Source organism: Glutamicibacter sp., assembly GCF_050701915.1.
Lineage (GTDB): Bacteria > Actinomycetota > Actinomycetes > Actinomycetales > Micrococcaceae > Glutamicibacter.
Window position 1 is genome coordinate 1 of record NZ_JBOGEG010000024.1, and the last position, 18,070, is coordinate 18,070.

Sequence of the window (18,070 nt, forward strand, 5' to 3'; positions counted from 1 at the left end):
GCTCACTTTCGTGAGCCGGAGGCTTTGCCGGTATCGGCCCTTATCCCGTCATCCCCATGACGGTCTTCGGGAAACTTTTACTCTGCGGTTGGCAGTACGAACGAAGCGTCGATTTCAATCTTGACCTTGTCGCTGACCAGGACGCCACCGGCTTCCAGTGCTGCGTTCCAGGTGATGCCGAATTCCTTGCGGGAGATGGTCGTGGATGCGAAGAAGCCGACGCGGGTTGCACCGAAAGCGTCCACTGCTTCGCCGCCTAGCTCTGCTTCGAATTCAACTTCCTTGCTCACGCCGCGGATGGTCAGATCGCCAACGAGAACGAACTCGCCGGCGTCGCCCTTGACCGCAGTGGACTTGAAGGTCATGGTTGGGAACTGCTCGGCGTTGAAGAAGTCCTCGCCCTTCAGGTGGCCGTCGCGGTTGGCGTCCTTGGTGTTGACCGATGCGATCTGGACGGTTGCCTCGACCGTGGAGTCTGCCAGGGTCTCGCCGGTGGTCAGGGTTGCATCGAATTCGGTGAAGCTGCCGCGGACCTTGGAGATGCCTGCGTGGCGAACCGAGAAGCCGATCTCGGAGTGCGATGCGTCGAGGTTCCAGGTTCCGGTGGTCAGTGCAGATGCAGTCATGTCTAAATCCTTTCGTCGGGCCATCAAGTAGTTGACGCCTCAATTTGTTTTGCTGATACCAGTATGACACTAATGAAGTTGAAGCGTCAACCACTTTTCCCGAAAAAGTTTCAAATGAGCCCTCAATGGATTCATTTTCACTATCTGACTAGGAAAGTTTCTACTGAAATTATTTTTCGCTCATCCCTTTACTCCTACGTGTACATGGCTAGACTGAGGCCATGAACGCAAATACCCCAGATCCCGATCATGCCCAAGAAGAAGCCGAGCTATCCGCAGAGCTAGAGGAAATCTGGCAGGAAGAATCCATCACTACCGCTGCCACGACCGAAATCGCCGATGAAGTCGACGGCGAACTCGGCACCCGGGATCAGCAGTAGGTAGATGGCCTCCACCTGTTTCCATCCTGCAAGCAAATCCAACAGAGCGAAACCAATCTCCAGTGAATCCTCGGCGACATTAAACTGGATCCCCGGCATCGCGATGCCGGGGATCCAGTGCTTAAGCTATGCAGTTTTCATTGTCTTGGTTAGGGGTTGGAGACCAAGCCTTGTCCAACCATCCATTCGAAGGCAACATCCGCTGGCTCACGACCAACGACGTCCACCTGGTAGTTCAGGTCCATCAGGACCTGATCAGTCAGCAACGGAGCGATCTTGTCCATGATCTGCTGGATTTCCGGGTGCTTTTCAAGGAATTCTCCGTTGAAAGCCGGGGCGGCGTTGTAGCTTGGGAAATACTTGCGGTCATCTTCCAGCACGGTCAAGTTCAGCGCCTTGATGCGCCCGTCAGTGGTGAAGACTTCACCGAAGTTGCACGCGCCATTGGCGGTTGCCTGGTAAATGGCACCGACGTCATACAGGCCAATGTTGTCCTCCGTCACCTCTGAACCACGGTCGATATCGTAGTGTTCCAGCATTGGAGTCAGACCATCGCGACGCGAGTTGAATTCCGGGTCGACGCAGAACGTCAGGTCCTCGCGGTCAAGCTTCTGCAATTCAGAAAGCTTGGTGATTCCCAGCCGCTTGGTCGTTTCTTCGTTCATCGCCAAGGCATAGGTGTTGTTCAACGGTGCCGGATTTCCCCAGATAATTCCGTTGGCAACATCCTCGTCATGCACGGACTGCCACTGCTCTTCTTCACCCACTACCGGCGCTTCGTGGCCCAAGTAGGTCAGCCACGCGGTACCGGTGTACTCCCAGAGCACGCTCGCGTCGCCGGAAAGCAGCAGCTGTCGTGCCGGCTGGGAGCCAGGCACATTGGTCAGGTCGGTGACGTCATACCCGGCGGCCTTGAGCGCGATCACGGTGATCTTCCCCAGCAGCAGCTGCTCGGTAAAGGCCTTGGACGTAACGGTCACGGTGGTGTCTTCAGCGTTCTCGACCAGCGGCTTGATGTCGGCCGGGCCGGCTTTGGGCACCGTACCGGTCGATGGGCTAAGCCCGCATCCAGTCAAACCGATCAGCGCGGCCATGGACAGCACGGCGAATTTCAATTTGCGGTTCACGAAAGTCCTCTCGGTCGGGCCACCTGTTCGACGACGCGGCCAAGCCAGTCAATCGTCAATGCCAGCAAGGCCACTAGCAACGAGCCGGCAATCAGCACCACATTCAGGTTCAGGTTCACACCCGTGGTGATCAAGATGCCCAGCCCGCCGCCGTTGATAAAGGTTGCCAGCGTTGCGGTGCCTACCAGCAGCACCAAGGCCGTGCGGATGCCCGAAAGCATCACCGGGACGGCCAACGGCAGTTCAACCTTCAACAGCACGGACATCTGGCTCATGCCGATTCCCCGTCCGGCTTCCACCAGGCGTTCGTCAACCTGCTGCAGGCCAACAATCGTGTTGGAGAGCACCGGAAGAATCGCATAGATCACCAGCGAGACAATCGCAGTTTTCGGACCGAAGCCCAACCAGAAGGCCAAGAGCACGATGACGCCAATGGCGGGGGCGGCCTGGCCGAAGTTGGCAATGGCGCGCACCGCCGGAGCTGCCTTGCGCAGTCGCGGGCGGGTGAGCAGCACGCCGAGCGGAATAGCGATCAGCAGGACGATAAGCGCCGAGATGACCGTGATCTTCAGGTGGTCAAGGGTGTAGCCCCAAATCGTTGCCGGATCCAGCGTCTGCTGTTCGGTCTCGGTCAGGTCGGCGGTCACCAGCCAACCCACCAAGATGGCAAAAGCAGCTGCGATTCCGGCGATCTGCCAAATCAAGCTGCGGGTTTCGGACCTCATGCCGATTCACCACCCTGCTCGGTGGCCGCACTATCGATATTCACGACGTTAATGGCACCCGAATTCAGGCCAACCGGTGCCTCATGATTAGCATCCGTGGTGTTGTTCGCGGCGGCGATCGCCTCCATGACGGTCTGCACGGTGATGACACCCGTGAGCACATCACGGCGCCCCGTTACCAACGCCGACTCCGAACTGGCCACCAGCATGGTGTCCAGTGCGTCGTTCAAGGTTGCCTGCTCACCGACTACCGGCATGGATTCATCGTAGGTACCCTCGATGATCTGGGCACGCGACAGCTGCCGGCGGTCCATACGGCGCAGCGGACGTCCACGCGAATCGAGCACCACCGCGTATTTGCGCCCGGAACCCTGCAGTTGAGAGAGCACATCCGAAGCGTTCTTGCCCGGGGTCGTGGTAACCGCTTCTCCCAGCTCCACTTCGTTCACCCGAGTCAGGGTCAGCTGCTTCAACCCGGCACCCGAACCGATGAAGTTCTCCACGAACTCGCTGGCCGGATTGGCCAGGATCCGCTCTGGGGAGTCGTACTGCTCCAACTGCGCACCTTCGTTGAAGATCGCAATCCAGTCGCCGAGCTTCACCGCTTCATCGAAGTCATGGGTCACGCACACAATGGTCTTCTGAACTTCAGACTGGATGTTCAGCAGCTCATCTTGCAGACGCTGGCGGGTAATAGGGTCAACCGCACCGAATGGCTCATCCATCAGCAATACCGGAGGATCCGCTGCCAGCGCACGGGCGACGCCCACACGCTGCTGCTGGCCGCCGGAGAGCTCCTTGGGGAAACGGTCCCGGTAGAGTTCTGGATCCAGGGAGACGAGCTCCAGCAGCTCGTCAACGCGGGCAGCGATCTTTTCCTTGGGCCAGCCCAGCATCTTTGGAACCATGGCGATATTGGTAGCCACGGTCATATGCGGGAAGAGGCCGCCGGCCTGGATCACATAGCCAATGCGGCGGCGCAGCTCATCACCGTTCATGCCGGTGACATCTTCGCCATCGATAACGATCTTGCCGCTGGTTGGCTCGATCAGGCGGTTAATCATCTTCAGCGTGGTCGTCTTGCCGCAACCGGATGGCCCCACGAACATCACGATGGATCCGGCAGGGATCTCGAGGGTCAGGCCGCCTACGGCCGATTTCTTCTGTCCCGGGTAAGTCTTGGTTACTTCTTCGAGCATGATCGAAGCGCCGGTGACATTCTGGGCCATGGCATTTTCGGAGATCTTATGTTCAGACACGGATACCTCGCGGGGTAGTCAGTCGGCCAATGCCGAGCAAAATCAAATCAAGGATGAGCGCTAGGATGACGACGCCAACTACGCCGGTGATCACGGATTCCAGGGAGTTCGCGCCGCCAAGACGCGAGAGTCCTTGGAAAATGAACCCACCAAGGCCTGGGCCCAGGGCATAGGAGACCACCGCGGCGACGCCCATTACCATCTGGGCTGAAATACGCACGCCGGTCAGGATCACCGGCCAAGCTATGGGGATTTCTACCGATACCAGCGTCTTCAGCCGGCTCATGCCGATGCCGCGCGCTGATTCGATAATGGTTGGTTCGATATTGTTCAGCCCTACGATGGCGTTGCGCAGAATCGGCAGGGCCGCGAAGAACGTCACCACGATGACTGCCGGCGTGACGCCGAAGCCCACGGGAACAATAAGCAAGCCGATCAAGGCAAAGGATGGAACAGTCAGGCCGACGGCGCTAATGCCGTTGGCCAAACCCGATAAGGACTTATTGCGGTATACCAGTACGGCAATAAGCACAGAAATAATTGTCGCTAGGATCAAGCACTGCGCGACTAGCGAGAAGTGCTGCCACGAGGCGAAGAGGATATGGCGAGATCGCTCGCCAAAAAAGTCACCCACATTAAAACCTGCTTCACTTTAGTTTCGTATCTAGATCATTATTTCAAGACTGGTCTCTGGGACCGGAGCATGCCATGAGTTTAGCCGGGTCACTGGAGCTTGACCAAGCCACGTTTTCATAGCAGAACTCTGGCTTGGACGTATTTAGAGCGAATAACTATAAATTGCCAATCTTGAAATATGGTGCACTTTCAGCAAGAAATGTAGTGAGATAGATTCATGAAACTTGCAACGCTCCGCCTCGCCAGCGAACCAGGCCACACTACCGCTGCTGTCATTGACGATGGCCGCGCCTACTACTTGGATAACCTCGATTCAGTGCAGCGCTTCCTGCGTCTTGACGAAGCCGACCAGCAAGAAGTCATTGCCCGCGCGCTGGTCGGTGATTCCATCGCCGAGGGCGAAGCCGACTACGCCGCGCTGATCCCCAAGCCGGAGAAAATCTACTGCATCGGCTTGAACTACAAGACCCATGCGGCCGAGGTCGCCGAAGAGCTGCCGAAGTATCCGACGGTATTCGCGAAGTTCGCTTCCACCCTATGCGGGGCCAATGACACCATTGAAATTCCAGTGGAAGACCACCGCGTGGACTACGAAGCGGAACTGGCCATAATTATCGGCAAGCCAGGTCGTCGCATCAGCCAGGAGGATGCTGCCTCGCATATTGCCGGTTACGCCGTGTCCAGCGATGTATCCATGCGCGGTTACCAGGGCCGCACCCAGGAATGGCTGCAGGGCAAGATCTGGGATCATTCCACTCCCCTGGGCCCTTGGCTCGTGACCCCTGATGAGCTGAATCCTGCCGCCCGCATCACCAGCTCTGTCAATGGCACCGTGGTGCAGGACCAGCAGATCGATGATCTCATTTTCTCGGCGGATGCATTGGTTTCCTACCTTTCAACCTTCAATGAATTGCAGCCGGGCGACGTCATCTTGACGGGTACCCCCTCAGGTGTGGCTTTGGGCCGCCGCGACGAAAATGGGCGCCACCCGTGGCTCAAGCACGGCGATGCACTTGAAACCTCGATTGAAGGCTTGGGTACCTCAACGGTAATTTTCAACGCGCCGCAGAACTGATTTTCCCTATTGCCTTCGGGGGCCTGGCCGCATCTGCGGGCGGGCCCCCGAAGCTTTAATCCCCGTTCACGACTTTGCTATTGAGACTCATTCTCATATAAGCTGAAACGCGTGAATCTTATCGTTCTCTCCGCACTTGATACTTCCAGCCGCGACTCCGGCCTAAGCCACCTGCGGCGCCACCACCGTGATGCCATCATCCTGCGCTACGACTTCGTCGACGGCAACCGGCTGGTGCGCCATGTCGCCGGATCAGCAGCCGCTGAACATGCCGAAACCGTCCTCGGGCATCCCTGCATCGGCTGTGCAACGAAGTTCGAGATCCTGCCAACGATCCAGCGCCTGGCGCCTGAAGATTCCGAGGCCACCATGATACTGGGGTTGCCAGCCACCTGGCATAGCGGAACAGTGCTGGAGATGATCGGAACGAAGCTCGAACCGCTGAAAATCCAGATCGGCAGCATCGCATTGGCCCTGGACCCAGCCGAGCTGGAGGACCAGATGTGGGACCGGCATTCCCTCTGGGAGTCGGGATTCAACGCCATGGAACACGACGAGCGGACTTCGGGAGAGTTTTTCTTCACAGAACTCATGCAGGCAGATACCCTCATTCCGGTTGAAGGCCTGGAAACCCAGCTGCTTGAAAGCGCCTCAGGTCCACGACGCGCTGGCGGCACCGACTATGAAGCCGGCCTCGAATTGGCTCGGCAGATGGCGCCGCATGCGCAAGTCTGCGTGCACGAAGAGGAACTCGGTTCCTTCCATCCCGCTGCAGCGCGCAAGCGCACCAGCGCCGGGCACATGCCGCGAGCCGCGATAGATGCCGGCAATGCCCCGATCCGCTTGCAAGCCGAACGGCCGCTTCACCCCGAGCGCTTCCGCCAGGCCCTGCCTTCCCTTGCCGAATCCTGCACCTGCATCCGCGGCATCCTCTGGGTGGCCAGTGCCCTCAGTGAGCGCGTTGCCATCGGCGGAGCTGGTCCACGCATCTGGATGGAAAACACCGGAGCGTGGAATTCGAATATCGCCGTTTCGGAACTGCTGCTCTACGGATCCGAACACGAAGCTTCGCAGATCGAGACGGTCTTCGAACAATGCCAGGTCACCGAGGAAGAACTCAAAGGACTTTTCAGCTCCGCACATCGTGAAGGAGGTGAATGGCATGAAAGTTAGGAACTCCATCCGCGCACTGAAGAAGGCGCCCGGCTCCCAAGTGGTCAGACGACGTGGTCGCGTCTTCGTGATCAACAAGAAAAATCCGCGCATGAAAGCGCGGCAGGGCTGAAGCCCGGAAATTGCCGGCGTCCACTTTGGTGGATGCCGGCAATGCGATGCCCGCCAAAGCCGTGATCCATTCGTGAAATAAAGTTAACGAACCGGACATGACATCCGCCAGCGCGCTTTGTGACACAGCTCTCCCCTTGTCATATGATGGCACTCACATAAGGGGATCGGCTTCTCGCTTGAGACTCTTGATCATCAGTCACTCGCAAATAAGGATGTTAAATCCATGGACGATTTGGGCGCTCTCTTCGGAGATATCTCCTCCGTCATCTGGGGACCGTTTGTCCTCATCCCGCTACTTTTGGGTACTGGCCTGTACCTGACCATCCGCTTGGGCGGCCTGCAATTCTTCAAGCTCGCCGCCGCACTGCGCCTTGGCCTGCTCAAGCGCAAGGATGCCGAGGCAGAAGGCGACATCTCGCAGTTCCAGGCGCTGACTACTGCGTTGGCCGCCACCGTTGGTACCGGTAACATCGTCGGTGTCGCAACCGCCATCGGCATCGGCGGCCCGGGCGCCCTGTTCTGGATGTGGGTTACCGGCCTGCTCGGCATGGCATCGAAGTACACCGAGGCCTATCTGGGCGTTCGCTTCCGTGGCACAGACGCAGCCGGTGAAAAGTCCGGCGGTCCGCAGTACTACCTGGAGCGCGGCATCAAGGGCCCAATTGGCAAGTTCCTGGCCCTGTTCTTCGCTATCGCTGCCACCCTTGCCAGCTTCGGCATCGGCAACATGACCCAGGGCAACTCGATTGCCGCCAACTTGGATAATTCCTTCCATGTGACCCCTTGGGTTACCGGCGTGATCCTGACCGTGCTGTCCATCGCCGTATTGGTTGGCGGCATCAAGTCCATCGGCCGCGTTACCGCTGGTTTCGTTCCCGTGATGATCGTCTTCTACGTAGCAGCCTCGATCTACATCCTGATCGCCAACGTGGGCGGCATTCCGGCGGCCTTCGGCGAGATCTTCACCGATGCCTTCACCGGCACCTCGGCAGTGGGCGGCTTCGTCGGCTCGGCCATCATCATTGCTGTCCAGTACGGTGTGGCCCGCGGCATCTTCTCCAACGAGTCCGGCATGGGTTCAGCAGCGATCGCCGCTGCTTCGGCACAGACCACCCACCCGGTTCGCCAGGGCCTGGTCTCCATGACCCAGACCTTCATCGACACCATCATCGTTGTTACCTGCACCGGCCTGGTCATCATCACCACCGGCACATGGAAGATGCTCGATGGGGAAACCGGCGAGCAGATCTCCGCGGCGCTGATGACCGGTCAGGCATTCACCAATGGCCTGCCCGGACAGTGGGGCCACTGGATTGTGACCATCGGCCTGGTCATGTTCGCTTTCTCCACCATCCTGGGCTGGTGCTACTACGGCGAGCGGAACATCGAGCGCCTCTTCGGCCGCAAGCTGGTGATGCCGTTCCGCATCGTGTTCTCGCTGGTCGTATACGTAGGCTGCACCACCGAGCTGACCGCCGTTTGGAACTTCTCTGACATGATGAACGGCCTGATGGCACTGCCGAACCTGATCGGCCTACTGATCCTTTCGGGCATGGTTGCCCGCGAAACCGGCTGGTACCTCAAGAATGACCCGAATCTGCAAGCCAACAAGGCGCAGATCGAGGACTTCATGAACGAGCGTCCGGGTTGGGCTGAATGGAAGGCTGGCGACGTAGTCGGTTCCTCGCGCAACCGCGGTGCCCACGAAGCATAAGCTCCGCAAGCGAAAAGAACCCGTCCAGCATCTGATTGATTTCAGATGCTGGACGGGTTCTTTGCTGTTGGAAGGCAGCTAAAGGCTTAGGCGTTCCACAGGCCGTAGGAGTCGGCCAGGTCGGCAATCTTCTGGGCACGGGCCAGACGCGGCAGGTAGGACCCGTCGCCCACCGAAGCACCGGCAGCGTGCGCTTCGAGCAGTTCCATGGCCCAAGACAGTTCGTCTTCGCTGGGGGCCAGCGCGGCATTAATGCCATCTACGTGATCGGTAGACAAGGAAAGCTTGCCGGTCATGCCCATGGATGCGGTGATCCGGGTTTCTTCGGTCACCTTGGCTGCGTCGGCGCCTGCTGGTGGTGGTCCGTCGATAGCGCCAGGCAGCTTGCCCACGCGCGAAGCGATCACGAGCCGTCCGCGTGCGTAGGCCAGCGCCATCGGGTCATCGGAGACGCCGGTGTCCTTGCGGAAGTCGTTGATGCCGAACGCCAAGCGGAAGGTACCGGGAGCCGAAGCAATCTGCGTTGCGTTCTCGATGCCCAAAGCGGTTTCGATCAAGGCCAGCACCGGAGTGCCCGCACGCAGACGCATCGCGCTGTAGGTGACCTGTTCTGGCTGCTCGGTCATGGCCAGCATGATTCCACGCAGGCCCGGAGTCCCCGACAGCGCGGCAAGGTCATCGGCCCAGAAATCAGTGTCAATGCCGTTGACGCGCACCCAGGCAGTCATGCCATTGGACAGCGCGCGCACTACGTTGTCGCGAGCCTGAATCTTCTGATTATCAGGAACGGCAGCTTCCATGTCAAAAATCACCGAGTCCGCTTCACAAGCCAGCGAAGGAGCGAAAGTTTCCTCCTTGGCCGCATTGACCAAGAGCCAGGAACGGGACAATTTTGCAGGAAGAGCCGCAGCTCGACGATTTCGGAATGCCATACGTCCTACACTACTCACTTGCCCCTCCAAGCTTCCACTGGCCATGTACAGTATTTGCTTCAAGTGAACCAATAGGCTCGGAATGCACCGCAGGAGCATTCCGGTTTCACATTTTCAAGATGCACCGCGCAGCCTTTTCCACAGCGGAGCTGACCTAGGATTCCGTGGTGCCCGAGGTGGCTTCCAGTGTCCCATGCTGCCATTTCAGATACCCTGTCGCAGACTGCGGAATACGGGAATTGATCATCTATTGTTCTGATTCTGCTGATCAAGCGCGTTCCGCTAATTCCAATTGCTGGAACCGGAGGAATTCCTTCGCGAATTTTCCCGTGGCTTTATTCCGCTGCTATTTCTGCCAACCCGATGGCCAGCAGCGACGAAGTGCCCCCTTCAAGTGCTGTCCCTGCACACCCAGCCATGGCACGGAGCTGTGCCCCGTCTGCCTGGATCCAGCGGCATATAACCAATTTCACAACTATTAAGCTTGCTCACAGTCCACGGTGACGACCAAATATAGCTGCTCAATATAACTGCGATAACCTCTTTCAGCGGTCTAGTTCTTCTCCCGGGCAGACCGTCTCCTTCGAAAAACCGAAGGGATCTGCTCATGAAAGGTGCAGCCGTGGCGAACGATTCCACGCAACTGAAAACCGTTTCCGACGGAACGAAACTTGAGCGCGGCCTGTCCAGCAGGCACATCCAGCTCATGGCGATATCCGGAGCAGTCGGCACCGGTTTGTTCATGGGCTCCGGCAAGACCATTTCCGCTGCCGGCCCGTCGGTCATCTTCGTATACATGATCATCGGTTTCATGCTCTTCTTCGTCATGCGTGCCATGGGCGAAATCCTGCTCAGCAACTTGAACTACAAGACCTTTGCAGATTTTGCAGGAGATCTCTTGGGACCTTGGGCTGCCTTCTTCACCGGTTGGACCTATTGGTTCTGCTGGGTCGTCACCGGCATTGCCGACGTAGTCGCGATCGCCCAGTACGTCGCCTACTGGTGGTCCGAGATCCCGTTGTGGCTGCCTGCGCTCTGCTGCATCCTGCTACTGGTCGGGCTGAACCTGCCCACCGTCAAGGCTTTTGGCGAAACCGAGTTCTGGTTCTCATTGGTGAAAATCGTTGCAATCCTGGCATTGATCGTTTGCGGCTTGGCAATGGTCGTCACCGGATTCAGTTCTTCGGAGGGAGACACCGCTTCCTTCGTCCACCTGTGGGCGCACGGCGGCATGTTCCCCACTGGTTTCATGGGCTTCGTCGCAGGCTTCCAGATCGCTGTTTTCGCCTTCGTTGGCATTGAATTGGTTGGTACGGCTGCGGCTGAAACCAAGGATCCTGAAAAGAATCTCCCGAAGGCCATCAACTCCATTCCACTGCGCGTGATCCTGTTCTACGTCGGTGCCTTGACCGTCCTGATGGCCGTCACCCCTTGGTACAAGTTCTCCGCTGATGCATCGCCATTCGTTGGCATGTTCTCGATGGCTGGTTTGGCCGCAGCTGCGGGCCTGGTCAACTTTGTCGTGCTGACGGCCGCCGCTTCCAGTGCGAATTCCGGGATCTATTCGACATCGCGCATGCTGTATGCCCTGTCCCAAGATGGAGATGCTCCGCAGAAGTTCAGCAAGCTTTCTTCCACCCAGGTGCCACGCAATGCGTTGCTGTTCTCCTGCATTTTCCTTCTTGCTGCCGTCGTGCTGTTGTACTCGGGTGACTCCGTAGCCCAGGCCTTCACCCTGGTCACCACTGTGTCAGCCCTGTGCTTCATGTTCGTCTGGTCAATGATTCTGATCAGCTACTTGGCCTTCCGCAAGCGTCGCCCGCAGCTGCACGATGCCTCGAAGTTCAAGGTCCCCGGCGGCCTGGGAACCCCGTACATGGTGCTTGCGTTCTTCGTATTCGTCCTGTGGGCGTTGACCACGCAAGCCGATACGCGTGCTGCGTTGCTGGCTACGCCCCTGTGGTTCCTTCTTGTTGGAATGTTCTATGTAAAGGTGCGCAAGTCCGATCGCCACAAGGAGCTGCGTGTCGCGCACCGAGCCAAAGTATCTGCCGAGAATGATGCGGCGAAGTTGTACCGCATGGGCTAAGTCCGCCCAAGCAGTCTTGTCCCGCCCTGGCCTCTTGCCCTGCAAGGAAACTCTTCACGGACACGATGCACTTGAAAAGTGCACTCGTGGGAACGCCAGCCACGTGCCGCACTAGCGATATTCCGTGGCTGCCTGCGCGGGGCGCAGCGAGGAGGTCCGGGAGTTATGCAATAGCGGCTCGCTCCCTTTCCCGTCTAGTTTGCCCCTCGACCACAGCAGCTTTTGGAGCATTGGATTCGGCAGCTGAATGCCATATCCAGCTGCCGCAACTGGAGATGGACTTCTGGCCATGAGAGGACTTCAAAGTGCTATTCGAGCCATCCAAGCCTAGAAGCGGCTATGCCCAGCTGAAATCGAGTGCTCACCTCGGCTCGATTCATCAGTAGCTGCAAGCGACGCTGGACCGTGCGCAGACTAACGGAAAGCTGCCCAGCGATTGCATTATCCGTGATGCCTGCACGGAGCAACACCAGCAGGTGGCGGTCTGATTCGTCCAGCGAATCGAACCCTTCAGCATTCTCCGGCGATAGGTAAGTTGGCTGCGCCTGCTTCCAGCACAACTCATACAGTGCTCGCATAGCGTCAAGCAGTCCGCTGGGGCGCAAAAGTAGCGCACCGATTTCACCGCCGGCCCCCGTCTGCGAATTCAGGGGAAGAAGTGCTAGCTCCTGATCGGCAATGAGCATCCGCAACGGAAGAGAATCGGTCAGCCTGATCTCTTCCCCGGAATTTGATGACAAAGCCGCTTGCTTTGCGAATCCAGGCTTATTGAAAGCGCCGGATTCTACAATCACCTTGTACTTGACGCCCCGCGCCAGAGCGGCTTCCTCGTCAACATTGTCTGCGGAATCCACGACCGCCACATCGCTCTTGACCATCGCCCACACGGATCTCTTGGCGCCACGCTGCAACTGGGCAAAATGCTGGGCAACAGCCTGTGGCCCTCGAACGATGTCAATGACATCCACCCCTGCCCTACCGGTGGCGGATTTGTGGAACATTTCAGCCAAGGCATGCAATTCAAGTTCTGCTTTGCGTAACTCTTGTTGTTGATCGACGATCAAAGATCCCAAAGCCAGTTCCGGAGGCGAAGCGTTGAAATGCTCCGGCGCGGCTACTGAGCGCGCTGCCAGCCCGAGTTTTTCCAGGGATTCCAAAGCCAACGTCACCTCAGACTGCGACAGCCCAAGATCCTGTGCAATTTCCGCAGCCGTGGCTGACGCGGCCGCCACCAGCCGGCGATACACGCTTTCTTGCAAATCAGTTAGTCCGAGCACACTTAGCATTTTTCCCCCTAGGGACAAGGAACTGAGCTACTACCACTGGCAGAAAGTAGTCATGTCATATATCCGCCATTGAAGATCCTACATAGGTTTGGCAGATTTATGTCAGAAGTTCCGAACTCGTTTCCCTGAAAGGTCACCATGCATCGCAATAAACGCCTGCCAGCTGCCATCCTGGCGCTGGCTGTCGGCACCAGCCTTTTCTCAGCGGCTGTTCCACCTGCAATGGCCGCTCCCCCGAATAGTTCCAACACCGTTGTAGGGCATTCCAAGGAAACGCTGGCAGAAGCCGTCACACTCATTAACGGTGCCACGATCCAGGTCACGGTTTCAGGCGACGGCCACCCTTCGGCCATCCTGCCAGCTGGAGAAGACTACTACACGCGCGTCGTGGACAAAGATCTGTACGTGTTTCCCGCCGAGGCCCAAAATCTGATCGCATCAGGAGTGCTGGACCCTGAACTGTTCAACGTCACGGGGTTGATTGCCCAAGGATATGGGGATGCGGAGAGCCAAACACTTCCGCTGATTATGCAGGCCAAGAGCTCAGCCATGGCCAGATCCACCGGATTGACGCTGAATTTGTCACTCGAATCTATCGGCGCTTCTGCTTTGACTTTGGACAAGTCCACGGCGGCGAAGACCTACGACCAGCTATTGGGTTCCCGGGCGAGAGCTGCTGGCACCGTCCAGAAAATCTGGCTCGACGCCCGAGTCTCTGCGAGTTCAGTGCCGTTGGATCCTGCAACGGGTGTCGAGCAAACCGGTGCCCCAGAGGCCTGGGACTTGGGATTCGATGGATCAGGAATTAAGGTCGCGGTGCTCGACACCGGGTATGACACCGACCACCCGGATCTAGCGGGCCAAGTTGTGGCCGCCAAGGATTTCACTGGCGAAGGCATCGAGGATCATCAAGGGCACGGTACGCACGTAGCCTCGACAGTCGGTGGTGCTGGCCTTGCCGACGCATCGAAAATTGGCATGGCACCACAGTCTGATTTGCTGGTCGGCAAAGTCTTGGGCAATTGGGGCGGGCAAGCTTCGTGGATCATCGACGGCATGGAATGGGCTGTCGAACAGGACGCCGATGTGGTCAATATGAGCCTAGGTTCAGATATGCCAACTGACTGCAGCGATCCAATGTCTCTGGCAAGTGAACAGCTTTCGGAGCAAAGTACAACCTTGTTCGTCGTAGCCGCCGGAAATGCGGGCCTCCGAGAAACTGTTAGCGCGCCAGGGTGCGCCGAAGGAGTACTAACAGTCGGTGCCGTTGATGCCAAAGGCGAAGTTGCCGCGTTCTCCAGTCGTGGTGCCACTATGGGCGGCCACCGGGTCAAGCCGGACCTATCCGCCCCAGGCGTGGATATTGCCGGTGCCCGTGCTGGAGGCACTGACGACGAGGCTTACACCACGATGTCCGGCACTTCCATGGCCAGCCCGCACGTGGCGGGCGCGGCCGCACTATTGCGTCAAGCCCACCCCGGATACACCGCACAACAGCTCAAGGCGGCTCTTGTCTCTTCTGCCAAACCGGATGCGGAGGACACAGTCTATGCACAAGGCAGTGGAGAACTATGGACTCCGGCAGCCATTGCCACCGAGCTCTTCAGTGAAACCAGCATCGAGCTCGGCGAATTCGATTGGCCGCATGACAAGCATCAGAGCTCTACGCGTCCATTGACCTACACGAATACGTCGGACAAACCGATGAAACTGAAACTGAAGCTCCAAGACCTGACCGGTGCCGATGGGAAATCGGTTCCTTCTAGCCTCATCGAAATCGAGCACAAGAACATTACGGTCCCGGCCAATGGTTCCGCCACCGTCGATATCACGGCCAAAGGCAATTCGAATAATCTCCGGGAAAGTGCCTTCGGCGAAATCGGAGCTCGAATCGTCGCTACCGAGGCAGGATCTGGAAATTCCCGAGCAACGACCTCCGTCGGGTTCTGGCTGGAGCCAAAAACCGTCTCCGTGACGGTCAAGGCCATTGACCGCAATGGCAAGGCAGCCACCCGCGGCTTCCTGGATCTGACCGATATGCACCAGCCCGCGCGGGCCGTAGAGTACTTCACCGGCGAAGACCTTGAGCTTCGGGTACGAGCTGGGGAACACTTGGCCACCGCGATCATCAGCACCATTAGCGATGAAGGAGACAATACATATTCCTATGTAGGACAGCCGCAAATGAGCTTTTCGGAAGACACCACACTCATTCTGGATGCCCGCGAAGCCATTCCGGTGACGCTGGAAGGCGACCGCCCAATGGCTATCCGTTCGGGCTCTTTGTCAATTGACCGCGCATGGGATGAGACTTGGCGCGTGGCCAGTTCCGTAGTCGCCGCTTCAGTTACCGATCTCTACGTGACGCCAACCCAAAAGGTCAAAAATGGCACTTTCAACTTCGGCACCTACCTGCGTGCCTACGACCCTGATGCAGCCGTAGAAACCAGCTCCTACCTATACAATCTCGCATTCACCAACGAGGGCCGCGTTTCCAAGAACCAGCACCACCACGTTCCCGATTCTTCCCTCGGCACGGTGGAGGAGTCCTGGCATGCCCAAGGCGGCCGGAATTGGGAAGCGGAAGAGTGGGCCCGAATCATGCCCGACGAAGCAGGTGCAAGCCCGTTCTACGCTTCTTCCGGTTCCTACATCTCAACTCCGTTGGAACGTACCGCCTACTACTCACCGGAGCTTCGATGGCAGCAGTTGTCCCAATCCGGTCCCTTCAACCAATTCCCGGAACTCTGGTTCGACCCGATTCGGACCTACCCGGCCGGGTCGAACTCTGAAATCGACTGGTTCAAGTTGCCAACTAACACCGCAATGGCAGTCCATCCCGATGGCGCGCCCAGCCGGGTTGCAGAACGCCAGGGAAACCTGGTCGGCTTCAGCTTCCCGCAATGGAAAGATAGCGAAGTCGGACGCACCGCAATTGGAGGGTTGGCCGACATCGGGAAGCTATCCATATACGAAGATGGACAGCTCCTTGACACCTTCCCTGTAGCCGGAGGAACTGCAGAAGTAGGAGCCGGGAATTCAACGATCACAGCCGTGGTGGACCAGCGCCGGCTTCGCCGCAATGGCTACTGGGACCTGGGGTTCCACACTCAAACCACTTACACTTTCGAGTCGCAGCGCCCGGATCACGATGAAACTGTCCCGTTGCCCATCGCGCTGCCGATTATTGACGCTGAAGTCGATGGATTCAACCGGGCTCCGGCGCAGGCCGACTTCCCGGTACGGGTTGACTTGCTCGGACAAGAAGGATACGACCCCGGTGGAATCGCCAGAATGACTGCCTCGGTCAACTACGACCGTCACCAGCAGTCCGATGAGGATTCCGAGAGGGAGCCAGAGTGGATTGAGGCCACCGTGGTGAAGCACGAAGGGAAGTGGCAGGTCCTGGTCGATAACACGTTGGCGGACGAAGGCTTCGTCTCGCTCAAGTTGGATATCGTCGATGGACAGGGAGCCCGAACCGGGCAACTCATCAAGAACCTCTACGCTGTCAATAACTAGCTCAACCCAGGTGGCCCGGTAACGCAGTAATGCGCTACCGGGCCAACTGGTTTTCTACCGTCCTAAGACCTGGCCAGCAAGGGTACAAGCCTTGCTCGTGCCGCAGAGTTCTCTCGAGGAGAAAATTGCTACTGGGTCTGTTCAGCTTCCGCAGCCACGGCCGCAGCAACAGCAGGCATCACGCGGTCATCGGTTGCCGAAGGAATGATGTAGTCCGCTGCCAGATCATCGCCAACCAGGTTGGCAATGGCGTGAGCCGCCGCAACCTTCATGCCTTCGGTGATCTTCTTGGCTCCCGAGTCCAGCGCCCCGCGGAAGATGCCCGGGAAGGCCAGCACGTTATTGATCTGGTTCGGGAAGTCGCTGCGTCCGGTGGCAACCACGGCTGCATACTTCGCGGCAACATCCGGCATGATTTCCGGGGTCGGGTTGGACAGCGCGAAGATGATGGCGTCCTTGTTCATCTTCGCCACGGCGGCCTCGTCAAAGGTCGACGAGGACAGGCCGACTACGACATCCGCACCGTCCAACGCCTCTGCCAGGGAACCCATGACGTCATCGCGGTTGGTGCGTCCGGCCAGGTCGGCCTTGACCGGGTTCAGGTCGTCGCGTTCGCGGTGGATGGTGCCGCGCGAGTCGAGCACGATGACATCGTCCACGCCGGCCGAGAGCAGCAGGTTGGTTACGGCGACGCCGGCCGAACCAGCGCCGGAGATGACGACCTTCAGCGAGCTGATGTCGCGATTGATCTGGCGGGCAGCACCGATCAGCGCTGCCAGCACCACCACTGCGGTGCCGTGCTGGTCATCATGCATAACCGGGATGTCCAGTGCCTCGATCAGGCGCTTTTCGATTTCGAAGCAGCGCGGGGCGGAGATGTCTTCCAGGTTCACTGCACCGAAGCTCGGGCGCAGGCGGATGACGGTTTCGACGATTTCGTCCACGTCGGTGGTGTCCAGCACCAGCGGGATGGAATCCAGTCCGCCGAATTCCTTGAACAGCGCGCTTTTGCCTTCCATGACCGGAAGCGAGGCAGCGGCGCCGATGTTCCCCAGGCCCAGCACCGCGGTGCCGTCCGAGACCACAGCGACCAGGCGGGAAGCCCAGGTGTGGGTGGCGTGCTTGGCTGGATCATCCGCGATGGCCTGGGATACCTTGGCTACACCCGGGGTGTAGGCGATGGACAGATCGCGCTTGGTATTCAGAGGCATTTGCGAGGAGACGGAAAGCTTGCCGCCAAGGTGGGCGTCGAAAATCTCTGCGTCGGTGATGGTTGACAGGTCTTTAGTGGATTCAACAGACATTGAATAGCTCTTCTTTCAAGAAAGTTCTGATTGACGAAAACGCAGTACCCACGAAATTGGTGGCAGAGCGTAGGAACGCGCATGACCATTCATCCGACCGCAATGGAG

General features: G+C 58.3%; 15 protein-coding genes. 7 read left to right on the plus strand and 8 right to left on the minus strand.

The window, feature by feature from the left end; all coding sequences use genetic code 11:
• Positions 1-77: 77 nt before the first annotated feature.
• Positions 78-626: a YceI family protein gene (locus ACRDT3_RS13380; RefSeq protein ID WP_431493446.1), complete on the minus strand. Its 549-nt coding sequence runs from the start codon at positions 624-626 to the stop codon at positions 78-80.
• A 221-nt stretch (positions 627-847) separates the two neighbouring features.
• On the opposite strand from ACRDT3_RS13380, the gene ACRDT3_RS13385 reads away from it, so the two are divergent.
• Positions 848-1,006 (plus strand): hypothetical protein, encoded by a 159-nt coding sequence (locus ACRDT3_RS13385; RefSeq protein ID WP_431493447.1) that lies wholly within the window; start codon positions 848-850, stop codon positions 1,004-1,006.
• A gap of 149 nt (positions 1,007-1,155) precedes the next feature.
• On the opposite strand, the gene ACRDT3_RS13390 is transcribed toward ACRDT3_RS13385, so the two are convergent.
• The 4 genes from ACRDT3_RS13390 to ACRDT3_RS13405 are packed head-to-tail and all read right to left on the minus strand — an operon-like array spanning position 1,156 to position 4,751.
• A complete protein-coding gene (locus ACRDT3_RS13390; RefSeq protein WP_431493448.1) occupies positions 1,156-2,133 on the minus strand; it encodes a glycine betaine ABC transporter substrate-binding protein in 978 nt (325 codons plus the stop codon).
• On the minus strand, positions 2,130-2,858 hold the full coding sequence (locus ACRDT3_RS13395) for an ABC transporter permease (RefSeq protein WP_431493449.1): 729 nt from the start codon (positions 2,856-2,858) through the stop codon (positions 2,130-2,132). Before ACRDT3_RS13395 ends, ACRDT3_RS13390 begins: the two co-directional genes overlap by 4 nt.
• On the minus strand, positions 2,855-4,087 hold the full coding sequence (locus tag ACRDT3_RS13400; protein ID WP_431493496.1) for a betaine/proline/choline family ABC transporter ATP-binding protein: 1,233 nt from the start codon (positions 4,085-4,087) through the stop codon (positions 2,855-2,857). The genes ACRDT3_RS13395 and ACRDT3_RS13400 overlap by 4 nt, the downstream gene beginning before the upstream one ends.
• A 22-nt stretch (positions 4,088-4,109) precedes the next feature.
• Complete coding sequence (locus ACRDT3_RS13405; RefSeq protein WP_431493450.1) at positions 4,110-4,751, minus strand: ABC transporter permease; 642 nt, start codon at positions 4,749-4,751, stop codon at positions 4,110-4,112.
• 219 nt (positions 4,752-4,970) lie between these two features.
• Here ACRDT3_RS13405 and ACRDT3_RS13410 point away from each other — a divergent pair, with 219 nt between their 5' ends.
• The 4 genes from ACRDT3_RS13410 (at position 4,971) to ACRDT3_RS13425 (ending at position 8,829) form a co-directional block, all read left to right on the plus strand.
• Positions 4,971-5,828, plus strand: a complete 858-nt coding sequence (locus ACRDT3_RS13410) for a fumarylacetoacetate hydrolase family protein (protein WP_431493451.1) — start codon at positions 4,971-4,973, stop codon at positions 5,826-5,828.
• A gap of 111 nt (positions 5,829-5,939) precedes the next feature.
• Positions 5,940-7,001: a GTP-binding protein gene (locus ACRDT3_RS13415; protein ID WP_431493452.1), complete on the plus strand. Its 1,062-nt coding sequence runs from the start codon at positions 5,940-5,942 to the stop codon at positions 6,999-7,001.
• Positions 6,991-7,113, plus strand: a complete 123-nt coding sequence (gene ykgO, locus ACRDT3_RS13420; protein ID WP_073707785.1) for a type B 50S ribosomal protein L36 — start codon at positions 6,991-6,993, stop codon at positions 7,111-7,113. Before ACRDT3_RS13415 ends, ykgO begins: the two co-directional genes overlap by 11 nt.
• A gap of 225 nt (positions 7,114-7,338) precedes the next feature.
• Complete coding sequence (locus ACRDT3_RS13425; RefSeq protein WP_431493453.1) at positions 7,339-8,829, plus strand: alanine/glycine:cation symporter family protein; 1,491 nt, start codon at positions 7,339-7,341, stop codon at positions 8,827-8,829.
• Positions 8,830-8,915: 86 nt separating this feature from the next.
• On the opposite strand, the gene ACRDT3_RS13430 is transcribed toward ACRDT3_RS13425, so the two are convergent.
• Positions 8,916-9,761, minus strand: coding sequence for an HpcH/HpaI aldolase/citrate lyase family protein (locus tag ACRDT3_RS13430; protein ID WP_431493454.1), 846 nt, complete (start codon positions 9,759-9,761; stop codon positions 8,916-8,918).
• Positions 9,762-10,368: 607 nt separating this feature from the next.
• On the opposite strand from ACRDT3_RS13430, the gene ACRDT3_RS13435 reads away from it, so the two are divergent.
• Entirely contained in the window at positions 10,369-11,850 is a 1,482-nt protein-coding gene (locus tag ACRDT3_RS13435) for an amino acid permease (RefSeq protein ID WP_431493455.1), read from the plus strand.
• Positions 11,851-12,158: 308 nt separating this feature from the next.
• On the opposite strand, the gene ACRDT3_RS13440 is transcribed toward ACRDT3_RS13435, so the two are convergent.
• Positions 12,159-13,136, minus strand: a complete 978-nt coding sequence (locus ACRDT3_RS13440) for a helix-turn-helix domain-containing protein (RefSeq protein ID WP_431493456.1) — start codon at positions 13,134-13,136, stop codon at positions 12,159-12,161.
• A 138-nt stretch (positions 13,137-13,274) separates the two neighbouring features.
• Here ACRDT3_RS13440 and ACRDT3_RS13445 point away from each other — a divergent pair, with 138 nt between their 5' ends.
• Positions 13,275-16,658, plus strand: coding sequence for a S8 family peptidase (locus ACRDT3_RS13445; protein ID WP_431493457.1), 3,384 nt, complete (start codon positions 13,275-13,277; stop codon positions 16,656-16,658).
• A 128-nt stretch (positions 16,659-16,786) separates the two neighbouring features.
• Here the strand turns inward: ACRDT3_RS13445 and ACRDT3_RS13450 are convergent, their stop codons facing one another.
• Positions 16,787-17,962 carry an NAD(P)-dependent malic enzyme gene (locus tag ACRDT3_RS13450; protein WP_431493458.1) on the minus strand — a complete coding sequence of 392 codons (1,176 nt, stop codon included), beginning with the start codon at positions 17,960-17,962 and terminating at the stop codon, positions 16,787-16,789.
• Positions 17,963-18,070 lie beyond the last annotated feature (108 nt).

Coding starts and splice junctions, on each gene's coding strand:
- ACRDT3_RS13380 (WP_431493446.1), bottom strand. CDS start 626: ATGACTGCATCTGCACTGACCACCGGAACCTGGAACCTCGACGCATCG.
- ACRDT3_RS13430 (WP_431493454.1), bottom strand. CDS start 9,761: ATGGCATTCCGAAATCGTCGAGCTGCGGCTCTTCCTGCAAAATTGTCC.
- ACRDT3_RS13450 (WP_431493458.1), bottom strand. CDS start 17,962: ATGTCTGTTGAATCCACTAAAGACCTGTCAACCATCACCGACGCAGAG.
- ykgO (WP_073707785.1), top strand. CDS start 6,991: ATGAAAGTTAGGAACTCCATCCGCGCACTGAAGAAGGCGCCCGGCTCC.
- ACRDT3_RS13435 (WP_431493455.1), top strand. CDS start 10,369: ATGAAAGGTGCAGCCGTGGCGAACGATTCCACGCAACTGAAAACCGTT.
- ACRDT3_RS13425 (WP_431493453.1), top strand. CDS start 7,339: ATGGACGATTTGGGCGCTCTCTTCGGAGATATCTCCTCCGTCATCTGG.
- ACRDT3_RS13440 (WP_431493456.1), bottom strand. CDS start 13,136: ATGCTAAGTGTGCTCGGACTAACTGATTTGCAAGAAAGCGTGTATCGC.
- ACRDT3_RS13395 (WP_431493449.1), bottom strand. CDS start 2,858: ATGAGGTCCGAAACCCGCAGCTTGATTTGGCAGATCGCCGGAATCGCA.
- ACRDT3_RS13385 (WP_431493447.1), top strand. CDS start 848: ATGAACGCAAATACCCCAGATCCCGATCATGCCCAAGAAGAAGCCGAG.
- ACRDT3_RS13445 (WP_431493457.1), top strand. CDS start 13,275: ATGCATCGCAATAAACGCCTGCCAGCTGCCATCCTGGCGCTGGCTGTC.
- ACRDT3_RS13400 (WP_431493496.1), bottom strand. CDS start 4,087: ATGGCCCAGAATGTCACCGGCGCTTCGATCATGCTCGAAGAAGTAACC.
- ACRDT3_RS13410 (WP_431493451.1), top strand. CDS start 4,971: ATGAAACTTGCAACGCTCCGCCTCGCCAGCGAACCAGGCCACACTACC.